This window comes from Arthrobacter sp. JUb119 (assembly GCF_024807995.1).
Lineage (GTDB): Bacteria > Actinomycetota > Actinomycetes > Actinomycetales > Micrococcaceae > Glutamicibacter.
Genome location: NZ_JANUFE010000002.1, coordinates 341,779 through 354,272, shown reverse-complemented (window position 1 = coordinate 354,272; position 12,494 = coordinate 341,779). Strand labels below are relative to the sequence as shown.

The following is a 12,494-nucleotide window of genomic DNA, read 5'->3' as shown; positions in this document are numbered from 1 at the left end:
TGCGCTGATCGAGTACCGCTACCCCGCAGGCTGATCCAGGACCCTGTCCAGGGATACTGCCAGCTTGCGCCAGTACCCCAGCTCGTAGACGATGATCACGGTCAGCGGCGAGCACAGCAGCACCAGCAAGCAGGCCCACACCGGAACGCCCAGCTGGCTGAGCCCGGCCGCGGCCAGCGGCATCAGGAACGTGGGCAAATGCGCCCAGGTGAACATCGGGGCACCGAGCAACCAGGTCAGCAGCAGGGTAATGATGACCATGAAGGCGAAAACCGGAATCGCCAGAGCCACAATGACCACCACTGGGTCGGTAGCGGCTTCGGGATCATAAGCGTAGCCGATGGTGTGCAGCCCGGCGCCGATCGCGGCAATGGACGTGAAAAGCGCAATATGCCCGAAGATCCACGCTGCGGCCTTGTCCCGCCGCAGGTGGAGCACCGGCCCGGAGGGCAGCTGGAAGTACGCCCACCACAGCGAGAAAGAAATCAGCACGCCCGCGGCGACCACCACGATGCTCTCGAAATTCCAGTTCGCCCCTTGGGAGATCGTCCGGGCAGCTGCCAAGGTTCCCACGATGCATTCACCCAGGGCAATGATCGACATGAGCGAATAGCGTTCCGCCAAATGGTGGGCGTGCCAGGGAATACCCGATTCGCCATGGGAACGGGCCACCCGCTCCGCAATCAGCGGTGCGCTGAAATCGATGATCCAGAAGACCGCCAGGCAGCACAACGCCGGAACCAGCGAGAGCGGAAGGAAGAGGAATGAGGTCCAGCCCAGCTGGGCAATGCCCACCCCGATAGCATTGCCGCGCGCTGCCATCCGGTGCTGCGGATCGTGCCGGGCCACCCGCAGCCACTGTCCGATCAGCGCCACGCGCATGACGATGTAGCCGGCGACCATCACATTGGCATCAAGCACCGCCCCCTGATCGATGGAGGCGAACATCATCGGGATGCCGACCGCCAGCACGATGACGCCCGCCATCTGCACCAAGGTCAGGCTGCGGAACAGCCAGTCGTCGTTGTCGAAGGCCGAGGCCAGCCACGCGTAATTGGCCCAGGCCCAGATGATCGACAAGCACGCGATGGCAAAGGAGACGATGGCCGGCGCATAGTGCCCCACCTCGATGCCGTGGGCCAGCTCGCTGCCGGCAACTCCGAAGGCGGTGACAAATGTCAGGTCGAAGAACAGTTCCAGGGTGGTGGCGGTCCGGTTCTGCTCCTGCGGATCGCGTCCGCGCATGCGGCGCAGGCCGTGCTGATAGAAATCAAGACCCGTGCTGGCGGACATCGTGCGGCTTTCTCGAAAACTCAACGGAGGACATTCACAAGAATAGGTAACCGCCAGCTGGAATTATCGCATTGACGCCTCGGCAAATCCGCGGGGCCTACTTCCCAGCCGAATCCAGTTCATGCTTCAGCGGGAAGTACCAGCGCATGATCTTGCGCAATTTGTCCGAATCATCGCGGGCCCAGTTGCGCATGAGCTCGCCTCCGAAGGAAATGGTCGTGACCGGCTGGGCGCCGGCGGCGATCATCCGTTCGAAGGCGAAGTCGTGCGCCGCCTGGGATATGCCGCCCACGGCGTCGGCTACCGGGTAGACCTCGTAGCCTTCGGAAAGCATGTCCAGGGTGGGAAAGGCGAGGCAGACCTCGGTCCACAACCCGGCCATGACCACCTTGCGCCGGCCGCTGCTTTCGATGGCTTCCCTGAACTCGGCATCCTCCCAGGCGTTGACTCCGCTGCGGTCGATTTCCTTGACCCCGGGCAGCTCGTCCTTGATCACCTGCGCGGTGCCTTGGTTGACTCCCATGTCCACGCCCACGGTCGAGAGCACCACCGGAATCCCGTACTCCGTAGCCAGCCGGCACAGCGCCACGACATTCAGATCGATCCGCTCGCGAGTGGTTGAAGTGACCGTGCCATACTGCTCGGGCTGGAAGTCGATCAACGCCAGCACGCAATTCTCCGGCGTGAGCAAGTGGTCTGCGCGCTGATCGCGAACAGGTTCCGGCGAGGTTTTCTTGGGCATGTCCAGCTCCTCATGGATCAATGAAGTTGCAAGAAATTTCGTGCGTGGCTTCAGGCTATCGCCGGGAATCGGGCCCGGCCAGTGCCCGGCGCAAGTCCATGGGGACTTCCAAGAATCCCGATCCGCGCAGGCCGGTTGCTGCTCATTTCCGGCACTGGCCGCCGGCGAGCAGCAGTTGCAGCGTCTGGCGCCCGATGCTGCCCAGCGGATCCTCCTCGGTAAGCGTTGCGGTGAGCATGGCGTAGCGCAGCGCCCATCCCCTGGACCGCTGCCACAGGTCGCTGCCCGGTTGGGCGCCGTAGCCGTCGAAAGCCGAGGCGGTGGCTTCGGCGCTGAAGTGCATCCACAGCATGCCCAGATCCGAGGCCGGGTCCCCGGCACACAAATCCCCGAAATCGATCAGCGCCGCTAGCTGGCAGCGGCCGTGCTGCTCAGTGATGACCGTATTGTGCGGATGCGGATCACCGTGCAACCACAGCGGTGCCTCCTCATGCGGCGCGGCGGACAGCGCTTGGGACCAGAGGTCCTGCGCCGGACCTTGCAGCGGGGAGTCCAGCGCCGCAATCTGGCCGCGGGTTTTCGCATCGAGTGCGGCCAGCCCCACGCCCCGGAATTCGCTGCTGGGCGCTGCGGCTCCGGCAGGCTGGTGCAGCCGGTACAAGTACTGCGCGAATTCCCCGGCGTAGCCATCGCGCCTGCGGCGGTCCACCGTCGCGGCGCTGCGGCCCGGGACATAGGGGCAGATGGAGAACGTGAAGGGGTATTGCGGTGCGGGTCGGCCAACGAAGACCGGCATGGCGATGGGCAGGCCGGTCTCGGCGGCCAATTGCGGTAGCCAACGCCGTTCCTTGAGGCCAATGGCCTCGCCTAGTTCCCGGCGAGGCAGGCGCACCACCAGCTCAGCACCCAGCCGGTACACCTCGTTATCCCACCCGGTAGCCAGATAGGCAATGTCCTGGTTCGCCCAGTTCGGCGCCTGGCTAGCCAGCAGGTGCCTGACCAGCTCCGCGTTAATTTCAACTTCGGCTGGCGGCATTCCCTTATCCGTGGAGACAGAAGAAGTCATTGCTCAATGCTAGTGCACCCCGCATGGCTCACCCTGCCGCGCGAATCGTTCTAGAATCGGTGCATGGACTCCCCTGCACCCGGCGAGCAGATCCTCGCCACGCTCCTGCTGGAGAAATTCGACCAGCTTACCGAAACCTTGGCGAGCATTCCGCAGGAACAGGCCAATAGCGTCCTGCCCGTTCACGGCAGCAATTCGCCGGTGCAGCTGGTGCTGCATTGCTGCGGGATGATGCGCCGCTGGTCTTCCACGGTCAATCTCGGCATCGAGGTCCCCCGCGATCGGGCCGCCGAGTTCACCGCGGTGATGGACAAGGAGACTGCCCTGCAACTGGCGCATGAGGCCAGGAAGGCGTTCGCCAACGACCTGGCGTTCACTGCCATGCATGATGCTCCCGTTGCGGCCCCGCCAGGCAGGGAGGGCGAATACTGGATGTCCACCTGCCAGGGCGTGCTGCTGCATGTGCTCGAAGAGCTCTGCCAGCACTTGGGGCATCTGGAAATCACCCGGGATCACTTGGCCAAAGACGCGTCGTGAAAGGCATCCGGCAGGTCACAGCTGGCCTACCCATGGCCTTTCCCGGGGCCTGAAGAGCGTCCGCGCGCAGAGCCGTCCCAAACGAGCAAGGCTCCTGCAGCAGGCAAGAACAAGAGAGCTGGAAGCCACTGGAATGCCATCAATGCCACCATGGCGGCCAGCAGCATGGCCAGCGCCGCGATTCTGGGCCATGCAGCCATGGCTACCCTCCTAGAAGCCTTCTACCGCTCAGCGGTAGTTGATTTGGTGTGAAACCCTAGCAGGATCAGTGCGCAGTTGCCAGAGGCGCCAAATCAAATGCCGCAGGACCGCGCGCCGCTCACAGGTCCAGATCTTCCCAATCGAAGCGGGTAGCGGTCCCGGATTCCCAATCCTGGCGCAGGATCGCGTAGGCAACCGAGGCGAGATGGCGCCCGTCGCCGGTGGGCCACGCCATCCGGTAATGCGCCTCCTTGAGGAAACCGGCGCGAAGAAAAGTCTTGCGCATCGCGATGTTGTCTTCCCTGGTTTGGCCTTCGAAGCGCAAGGTGCCGGGGAAATCAGTGAACACCTTGGCGGTCAATTCCCTCAGTACGAGGGTACCCAGGCCTGATCCCCGGTGCTTTTCCGCCAAGCGCAGGTCAAGCATGGGAGTGTCGTCTTCCAGATCTTCGAGTACTGCCATTCCCAAGCATTCTCCCTCGCCAATAATCCAGAATCCTTGGCGCTCGCTGTTCCAATATCTTCCGCTATCGACTAGTCGTCTCAGCTCCGGCTCTGTCCAGTTCCGACGGACATGGAATGGGAAGCTGTTGCTTGATAGAAAAGCGGCGATGGCACGGCTGTCTTCCGGTGCCATTGCTGTGAACGAGATATTCATGGGGCCAGCCTATAGAAGACATGCCGGATCCAGTCAGCGTAAACATGAATCCGGTGGCGACAGCACCCGGCCGAATATCTGCTTCCATGTCAGGCCGCTTTCAATGAATCCAGAATCTCTTGCGTCGAAACCACCAGCGCAAAGCCGTCTCCGTGAAGATTGGTCGCCGTAACCTGCATCAGAGTGGCTGCCGGTATTACCGTGCCGTCAGGTCCTGCCAGATCAAAAGTTCGTGTGGCATCGAGAGGCACAATGACGTCAAATCCCAGATTTCCGCCCATCCGGGCGGTGGTTTCTACACACAAGTTGGTTTGGATTCCGCAAACCACGATCTTTTTGATCTGATTGGACCTCAGCCACTGGCCCAAATCCGGGGAGCCATAAAATGATGAGTTCACTGACTTGGTTACGAACAGATCAGGGGTGACCGCTTGCACCGATTCGTGAAGATTATTGCCGGGACTTTCCACGAACAAGGGCGAGTCCGAATTTCGGCTATCGTGCCTGACGATCACTATCGGCATGTTCTTTTGGGACCACTCCGAGAGAAGCCGATCAACGTTGTTCTCGCATTGCGGGTAGTTGGTTGTCGGGCCCCATGAGGTGTCGTAGAAACCCTGCTGCATGTCAACCACGATCAATGCGGTCTTTGTACTTGTCATCATGCTTCTACTTCATCAGGGATAGAGCTACCCAACCAGTGGCATAAATGACATGGTTCGATAAGATTGCGCCATGACCATTGTGGGGATTCTAGTTGGGCCGGGCCGTCGAGCATTTGATATCGAAGTTGCACGTGAGGTGTACGACGACCGAACCGACCGTGGTCTCCCCCGGCCCGCAGTTCGAATCCTCGCAGCAACCACGGTCACCGCTCTTGACCCGGTTCGCTCAATACGGCGCACACATCCGCTTGCTTCGGTGGAGGAACTCGACATGATGGTGGTTCCAGGAAGCGAGAATCCGCTCGCAGAACCTCACCCGCAGGAAGTGGCAGCAGTTGCACGAGCTGCTTCCTCCGGGGTCCTTGTCGCCTCATTGTGTACCGGCGCATTCACACTCGCCGCTGCAGGACTGCTCGATGGGCGAAGCGCGACGACCCACTGGCGTTTTGCCAATGAACTTGCAAGGCGTTATCCAGAGGTCAACGTCAAGTCGAGGGATTTGTATTGTGGCGAGGACAAAGTATGGACTTCGGCTGGAGTCACCGCAGGAGTTGATCTATTACTCCATCTAGTACGTCTGGACTGGGGAACCAGCGCTGCAGAAACTATCGCGAAGGCCATGGTCACCCCTGTTTTCAGACCGGGAACCCAAGCGCAATACGCGGATACCAGCATCCCTGGGAATTCATCGCCGTCAGTTGAACAACTGCATCTGGCAGTCAGCCAAGATCTTCAACGGCATTGGAACGTCCAAGAACTAGCAGCGGTCTGCGCAATGTCACCACGGACTTTTCACCGGTGGTTCTCAGACGCGGTCGGGACAACACCTATTGCATGGCTCAATGATCTTCGAGTCAGCGAGGCCCAACGCCTACTGGAACAAAGCGACCTGTCGGTTGGCGCCGTTGCCCGTCAGGTTGGCTTTGCTTCTGATGATCTGCTGCGCAAGCATTTCTCGTCGCGATTGGGGATCACGCCGACTGGCCATGCAGCGGCTTTCCGTCGACAACGTCCTTGATGAATTGCGCCTTGCCTCGCGCATAAGCGATCCTGTCATCCCCGACCCTCGTGGCCAAGTCCTGTTTCAGCTCGGCATATGCGGTAGCAACATTGGCGTCTTCCCTCAGTCGATCGCGGAACACCAGATGCTCGCGTTCCCAGACCGAACCGAGTTGGCACACGTGAACATGCACTGTTCGGGGCTCTCCCGCGGGCGGACGAAAGAAGAGATGGCCGGTCTCCCGTTGCCGCAGCACTAGCCCCAGCGCTTCGAGGCCGCTGCGGTACGCGGACTCTTCTGAAATATCCGGAACAGCTATTTGGAGGTCGAGAACTGGTTTGGCGATGAGGCCCGGAACTGCTGTCGACCCGATATGCTCTGCAGATGCCGCGTCAGGACCAATGGCGGCCTTGATGCGCAGCATCCAATCAGCGGCCTGGACGGCCCACGACGGATCATGCTCGACAAGATGGACAGGTTCACCACCGGGCTTATCGAACCATTCGCTATTCATCTATCCAGTATGCCTCGATGCCGGAAGCCGGAAGGTGCAATTCCAGGCAGGTTCCACTTCGCCCTATCCAGCCGGCTGGCCGTTTTCACCCAGCACCGCTTCCCCGTCGGTATGCAGCGGGTTTTTCATCGTCGGCATCCACGCGCAGCGCGTCTGCATGCCCGACTCCGCTTGCCCATCCCTGACCAGCACCGTGCCCAGCATCCACTGCCCGTCGTCGGTGACTTCCTCCATGGCTTCCGGTCCGGCCAGGTAGCCCATCATTTCTTGATCGTCCAGAGGCATCTCGCTCTTGGCGTTCGGGGCAGAATAGACGGGGATCGACACGGAAATGGTGTCGCCCTTTGCCTCCGGGTGGCAGTATCCACCGTCGCCTCCAAGAGCGTCCGTGCGCACGAGGTAGTACTGGTCATCGCCGGAATACTGTTTTACGCCTACCGTTCGAACCTGTTCCAGCGGGCCATTTTCCGCGCAGGCAGTATTCTGGAAATCGCTGCGCAGGTACTCAGTGACCTTGACGCCCTGCGTGGCTGGCACCACGCTCGCAACGGTGGATCCGCAATTATGCGAATAAGCGATCTCGCCGGGAACCTGGACTGGCCCCTCCTCCGTCGCAACCCAGGCAACGAAGTGCTCCCAATAGGCATTGCCGGACGTGCTGATGAACGATGCGACGGCATCGTCTACGCCGTCGCCGTCCAGATCCGCGTAGACGATCTTGCCCAGCTCATAGCTGTTGAATTCATCGCTGGCTTTCGAATTCTCAAGACGGATCTTCGAGGGTTTGCCATCGAGCGCCATCGGATCCATCCAGGTTGCGTTTCCAAGATCCGCATCTCGCAGGGATTCGATCCCAGGTTCTTCCTTGCTCGGCGAAGGAACTGCCGTTGGCGTTGAGGATTCCAGGTCCGGCTCTGGTTCGCTGCACCCAGTGAGCAGCAGCCCAACCGCGGCCACCGTGCTGAAAATTCTTGCTCCACGAGATGCATCGATCATGTTCAGATGATAACTGAATATAAAAACGACTCATAAAAACTTGTGCCATCAAGACCGCTTGCGCGTAATGCTTGATAAAAAACGCCAGCCTCGGACTTCACGCTTGGAAGTCCGAGGCTGGCGCCAGGGCTGGAGTCCGGGACTAGAGTCCCAGCTTCTCCATCACGATTTCGCGCACGCGGCCGGCGTCGGCCTGTCCGCGGGTGGCCTTCATGACAGGGCCCATCAGCGCACCGATGGCCTGCATCTTGCCGCCCTTGATCTTCTCGACCACATCAGGCATGGCAGCCATGGCATCATCCACGGCCTTGCCCAAGGCATCATCGTCATTCACAACAGCCAAGCTGCGCTTCTCGACGATTTCGCTTGGGGTGCCTTCGCCGGCGATGGCGAATTCCAGCACCTGGCGGGCGATCTTGTCGTTGATCTTTTTCGCCTCGATCAGCGAGTTCAGCTCAACGATGGTCGCAGCGCTCACGCCCAGATCGGCGATGTCCTTGTCCGCGGCCTTGGCCAGGCGGGCGATCTCGCCCATCCACCACTTGCGGGCCACAGCGGCGCTGGCGCCAGCGGCAATGGTCTGCTCGATCTCGTCGAGCACACCGGCGTTGACCACGTCGCGGAATTCCTTGTCCGCGTAGCCCCACTCGGCCTTCAGGCGCTTGCGGCGCTCGGCTGGCGGTTCCGGCAGGCGGCCGCGCAGCTCTTCGACCCATTCGGCGGTGGTGACGATAGGCACCAGATCCGGCTCCGGGAAGTAGCGGTAGTCATCGGCATCCGACTTCGGGCGGCCCGAGGTGGTCGAACGGGTGTCCTCATGCCAGTGGCGGGTTTCCTGGACGATCTTCGCACCGGAGTCCAGCACCGCGGCGTGGCGCTCGATCTCGAAGTGCACGGCGTGCTCCACGGCGCGCAAGCTATTCACGTTCTTGGTTTCGGTACGGGTGCCGAACTTCTGGGCGCCCTTGGGCATCAGCGAGACGTTGGCATCGCAACGCACGTTGCCGCGTTCCATCTTGGCATCCGAAACGCCCAGGTTCTTCACGATTTCGCGCACGGCGGCCACGTAGGCCTTGGCCAACTCGGGAGCGCGCTTGCCGGCACCCGTGATTGGCTTGGTCACGATCTCCACCAGCGGAACGCCAGCACGGTTGTAGTCAACCAGCGAGTAGTCCGCACCCTGGATGCGTCCGGCAGCGCCACCCATGTGGGTCAGCTTGCCGGCATCTTCTTCCATGTGGGCGCGTTCGATCTCGACGCGGAAGACTTCGCCGTCTTCCAGCTCGATGTCCAGGTAGCCGTCGAAGGCAATTGGATCATCGTACTGGGAGGTCTGGAAGTTCTTCGGGGTATCCGGGTAGAAGTAGTTCTTGCGGGCGAAGCCGCACTTCTGCGCGATCTGGCAGTTCAGTGCCAGGCCGATCAGGATGGAGTACTCCACGGCGGTCTTGTTGACCACCGGCAGCACGCCGGGCAGGCCCAGGTCTACCGGGGTGACGTTGGTGTTCGGGGCATCGCCAAAAGCGTTCGGCGCGTCGGAGAACATCTTGGTCTTGGTGTTCAGCTCGACGTGGACCTCGAAGCCCAGGACCGGGTCGTAGCGATCCAGTGCCTCGTCGAAGTCGACCAGTTCATCGGTGTAGTTGCTCATGGTGCCTAGGCCTCCTGCGCGATCGAAGCGGTGTCAATGGCTGGTGCCTGCGAGATCAGCGAGTGGCCCCACTGCTTCTCGAGCAGGGTTTCCAGTGCTGCGCCGGCACGGTACAAGCGGGCATCCTCGTAGGCCGGGGCCAGGAACTGGATGCCTACCGGCAGGTTCTCGGACAGGCCGCCCGGGACGGTGATGCCCGGAACGCCAGCGAGGTTGGCCGGGATGGTGGCCACGTCGTTGAGGTACATGGCCAGCGGGTCGTTGTCGTTCGCGCCCAGCTCGAAGGCGACGGTCGGCGCGGTGGGGGAAATCAGCACGTCGGCCTGCTCGAAAGCGGCCTCGAAGTCGCGCTGGATCAGCGTGCGGACCTTCTGCGCCGAGCCGTAGTAGGCGTCGTAGTAGCCGGCGGACAGGGCGTAGGTGCCCAGGATGATGCGGCGCTTGACCTCGTCGCCGAAGCCGGCGGCACGGGTGGAGCCCATGACGCGCTCGATGGTCATCGGGCCCTCTTCCGGAAGCACGCGGTGGCCGTAGCGCACACCATCGAACTTGGCCAGGTTGGAGGAAACTTCCGACGGCATGATCAGGTAGTAGGCGCCCAGCGCGTACTTGAAGTTCGGGCAGGAAACCTCGACGATTTCTGCACCGGCGGCCTTGAGCAGTTCCAGCGACTCGTTGAAGCGTGCCTGGACACCCTCCTGGTAGCCTTCGCCGGTCAGTTCCTTGATGACGCCAATGCGCAGGCCCTTGATATCCCCGGTGGCGCCGGATTCAGCGGCGGCAACCAGGCCTTCGAGCGGGTTGGGCAGCGAGGTGGAATCCTTGGGATCGTGCCCGCCGATCAGTTCCTGCAGGTAGGCCGAGTCCAGCACGGTACGGGAGACCGGGCCGATCTGGTCCAGCGAGGAGGCCATGGCGATCGCGCCGTAGCGCGAGACAGCACCGTAGGTCGGCTTCACGCCGACGGTACCGGTGACGGCGCCTGGCTGGCGGATGGAGCCGCCGGTGTCGGTGCCCAGTGCCAGCGGAGCTTCGAAGGAGGCCACGGCTGCGGCCGAGCCGCCGCCGGACCCGCCCGGAATGCGGTTCAGGTTCCACGGGTTGCGCGTCACGCCGTAGGCGGAGTGCTCGGTGGAGGAACCCATGGCGAATTCATCCAGGTTGGTCTTGCCCAGCATCGGCAGCTTGGCAGCGCGGATCTTCTCGATCACGGTCGCGTCGTAGGGGCTCATCCAGCCTTCGAGCATCTTCGATGCCGCGGTGGTCGGCTGGCCCTTGGTGACGATCAGGTCCTTGATCGCGATGGGCACGCCGGCCAGCGGGTGCAGGGCTTCGGCCTGCGCGCCGCCGGCGGCACGGATGGCGTCAACTTCGGCTGCGACGGCGAGCGCTTCTTCGGCGTTCACGTGCAGGAAGGCATTCAGTGCGCCGTCAACCTCGGCGATGCGGTCCAGGTGGGCCTGGACTGCTTGAACGGAGGTGGCTTCGCCGGCGCGCAGCTTGGCGGCCAGCTCGGTGGCGGAAAGCTTAATCAGTTCATTCACTTGGATTATTCACCATCCAGAATAGCCGGGACCTTGAAGCGGTCCGAGTCCGAATCAGGCGCGTTGAGCAGAACTTCTTCAATGCTCAGCGTCTGCCCCACCGTATCTTCGCGCAACACGTTGGTCAGCGGGATCGGGTGGCTGGTGGCTGGGACGTCGGAGGCGGCGACTTCGCTGACGGACGCGATGGCACCGACGATAGCGTCGAGTTCACCGGTCATTTTGTCCAGCTCTGCGTCGCTCATCTCGATGTGGGCAAGGTGTGCCAGATGCACAACGTCCTCACGGCTGATGGCAGACATGTATCTCCCTAGAATGGCGGTTGGGTTTCATAGACAAGTCTATCCCTTACGCGCCTGCCCCAATGCCTATATGCGGGGCATTAGTTATGCTGTGCGCAATACCAAACCGCTCAGGTCCTGGCCGAGGGCGTTCTCCCAGATCCCGATAACACCGGCTTCGGCGGGATCGCCGGCTACCGGTTTGCGGATGATCACCGCGTCTTTGCCCCGACTCTCGCCGCGGACCAGGATCCGCGGATCCGCGGTAAAGGACTCGGACCGGTGCTGCGGCGTGGCATTCCCGGCCAGCAGTTCACGTGCCTGGGCGATGAAAATGGGGTCGCCGGCGGCGTCATAGACAAAGCGGGTGCCCAGAATCGCGTGCTCGCTCGTTCCCAGGAGGTAGCGTTCCGCACCGTCAACCGGGGCATCCCGATAGGTCAGCGGAACGTGGTAAATCACGTCAGAGGTATCGCTGTGGTCAGCGTAGAAGCTCAGCTCGATACCGACTTCACCCTGCGGGTCTTCCAGACGGAATCCGCCAACACTTTCAAGTTTCGGCGCGCCCTGGCCGGTGTAGAACTCCTGCTTGGCCAACCAGGCTGCCACCAACTCGGTCTTAGTTGGAGACATGGTGGTGTTGTAGACGATTCCCATGAGCTTAGTCTGTCAATTGCTGGTATTAGGCACAAGTGTTAGCGCAACGGTTCTTTGGCCAGCCGATAGCTCCTACGATGGTTTCATGCACACACATGAGCCATGGGATGAAGTTCAGCAGGCGCAGCAGTACGGGCAGAACCTGCTGCGGGATGCCGCCATTGAACTGCGCGAGTCCGAGCACGAGGACTTCTCGGTCATGGCCGGGTGGTGGAACGATCCGGCCTGGGCGGTGCTCCAGCAACGAACCATCAAACCGCGTCCCGGGGCTCCGCTCGTGGAAATGTTCGCACAGTGGAGCGAGAACAAGCCCTCTTCCGGCGATGCCGGCTTCAGCATCTTCGAGCGCGGCAGCGGAACCTTCATCGGGCACATCACGCTGCATGGCGGCCAGTTGCCCCATCGCGCCGCTGAAATGGCGGTGATGATCGGCCCGGACTTCGTCGGCCAGGGTTTCGGCACCCGTGCCACCGCGTTGATGTCCGGCTATGGTTTCCGCGAGTTGGGACTGCACCGGATTAGCCTGTGCGTTGCCGCCTTCAACCAGCGGGCCATCCGGGCTTATGAGAAAGCCGGGTATACCCAGGAGGGGCGCCAACGCGAGGTGTACTTCCACAATGGCGTATTCCACGACCAGGTGCAGCTGAGCCTGCTCGCCGGCGAATACTTCGCCCAGCGGGGCTGAGCAG

At 61.7% G+C, this 12,494-nt stretch carries 15 protein-coding genes; 3 read left to right on the top strand and 12 right to left on the bottom strand.

Going from position 1 to position 12,494, the window contains the following annotated elements:
* Positions 1 to 18 precede the first annotated feature (18 nt).
* The 3 genes from M2368_RS07640 to M2368_RS07630 all read right to left on the bottom strand — a co-directional run bounded on the left by M2368_RS07640 (position 19) and on the right by M2368_RS07630 (position 3,101).
* Positions 19 to 1,293, bottom strand: a complete 1,275-nt coding sequence (locus M2368_RS07640) for a low temperature requirement protein A (RefSeq protein WP_498724309.1) — start codon at positions 1,291 to 1,293, stop codon at positions 19 to 21.
* Positions 1,294 to 1,390: 97 nt separating this feature from the next.
* Positions 1,391 to 2,035, bottom strand: a complete 645-nt coding sequence (locus M2368_RS07635; RefSeq protein ID WP_498724308.1) for an isochorismatase family protein — start codon at positions 2,033 to 2,035, stop codon at positions 1,391 to 1,393.
* A 142-nt stretch (positions 2,036 to 2,177) separates the two neighbouring features.
* On the bottom strand, positions 2,178 to 3,101 hold the full coding sequence (locus M2368_RS07630; protein ID WP_498724307.1) for an aminoglycoside phosphotransferase family protein: 924 nt from the start codon (positions 3,099 to 3,101) through the stop codon (positions 2,178 to 2,180).
* A 63-nt stretch (positions 3,102 to 3,164) separates the two neighbouring features.
* Here M2368_RS07630 and M2368_RS07625 point away from each other — a divergent pair, with 63 nt between their 5' ends.
* Entirely contained in the window at positions 3,165 to 3,638 is a 474-nt protein-coding gene (locus tag M2368_RS07625) for a mycothiol transferase (RefSeq protein ID WP_332727279.1), read from the top strand.
* A 26-nt stretch (positions 3,639 to 3,664) separates the two neighbouring features.
* Here M2368_RS07625 and M2368_RS07620 read toward each other — a convergent pair whose 3' ends face one another.
* The 3 genes from M2368_RS07620 to M2368_RS07610 form a co-directional block, all read right to left on the bottom strand.
* On the bottom strand, positions 3,665 to 3,838 hold the full coding sequence (locus M2368_RS07620) for a hypothetical protein (RefSeq protein WP_166650654.1): 174 nt from the start codon (positions 3,836 to 3,838) through the stop codon (positions 3,665 to 3,667).
* A gap of 119 nt (positions 3,839 to 3,957) precedes the next feature.
* Complete coding sequence (locus tag M2368_RS07615; protein WP_498724369.1) at positions 3,958 to 4,476, bottom strand: GNAT family N-acetyltransferase; 519 nt, start codon at positions 4,474 to 4,476, stop codon at positions 3,958 to 3,960.
* Between the two features lie 110 nt (positions 4,477 to 4,586).
* Entirely contained in the window at positions 4,587 to 5,162 is a 576-nt protein-coding gene (locus M2368_RS07610; RefSeq protein ID WP_402696441.1) for a cysteine hydrolase family protein, read from the bottom strand.
* 70 nt (positions 5,163 to 5,232) lie between these two features.
* Between M2368_RS07610 and M2368_RS07605 the strand changes: the two genes are divergently transcribed.
* On the top strand, positions 5,233 to 6,180 hold the full coding sequence (locus M2368_RS07605; RefSeq protein WP_332594774.1) for a GlxA family transcriptional regulator: 948 nt from the start codon (positions 5,233 to 5,235) through the stop codon (positions 6,178 to 6,180).
* Here the strand turns inward: M2368_RS07605 and M2368_RS07600 are convergent.
* From M2368_RS07600 to M2368_RS07575, 6 genes are all read right to left on the bottom strand, one after another.
* Positions 6,134 to 6,676, bottom strand: a complete 543-nt coding sequence (locus M2368_RS07600; protein ID WP_402696444.1) for a GrpB family protein — start codon at positions 6,674 to 6,676, stop codon at positions 6,134 to 6,136. The two genes, M2368_RS07605 and M2368_RS07600, sit on opposite strands and share 47 nt — an antisense overlap.
* Positions 6,677 to 6,739: 63 nt before the next feature.
* Positions 6,740 to 7,672 (bottom strand): hypothetical protein, encoded by a 933-nt coding sequence (locus M2368_RS07595; protein ID WP_402696446.1) that lies wholly within the window; start codon positions 7,670 to 7,672, stop codon positions 6,740 to 6,742.
* 142 nt (positions 7,673 to 7,814) lie between these two features.
* Positions 7,815 to 9,323, bottom strand: a complete 1,509-nt coding sequence (gene gatB, locus M2368_RS07590) for an Asp-tRNA(Asn)/Glu-tRNA(Gln) amidotransferase subunit GatB (protein ID WP_133833015.1) — start codon at positions 9,321 to 9,323, stop codon at positions 7,815 to 7,817.
* A 5-nt stretch (positions 9,324 to 9,328) separates the two neighbouring features.
* Positions 9,329 to 10,867, bottom strand: a complete 1,539-nt coding sequence (gatA, locus tag M2368_RS07585; RefSeq protein WP_402696449.1) for an Asp-tRNA(Asn)/Glu-tRNA(Gln) amidotransferase subunit GatA — start codon at positions 10,865 to 10,867, stop codon at positions 9,329 to 9,331.
* A 5-nt stretch (positions 10,868 to 10,872) separates the two neighbouring features.
* The gene (gene gatC / locus M2368_RS07580) at positions 10,873 to 11,169 is read right to left on the bottom strand and encodes an Asp-tRNA(Asn)/Glu-tRNA(Gln) amidotransferase subunit GatC (RefSeq protein WP_038989805.1); all 297 of its coding nucleotides are present in this window, start codon (positions 11,167 to 11,169) and stop codon (positions 10,873 to 10,875) included.
* 84 nt (positions 11,170 to 11,253) lie between these two features.
* Positions 11,254 to 11,805: a maltokinase N-terminal cap-like domain-containing protein gene (locus M2368_RS07575; protein ID WP_133833017.1), complete on the bottom strand. Its 552-nt coding sequence runs from the start codon at positions 11,803 to 11,805 to the stop codon at positions 11,254 to 11,256.
* Between the two features lie 85 nt (positions 11,806 to 11,890).
* Between M2368_RS07575 and M2368_RS07570 the strand changes: the two genes are divergently transcribed.
* Entirely contained in the window at positions 11,891 to 12,490 is a 600-nt protein-coding gene (locus M2368_RS07570) for a GNAT family N-acetyltransferase (protein ID WP_166650655.1), read from the top strand.
* Positions 12,491 to 12,494: the final 4 nt, after the last annotated feature.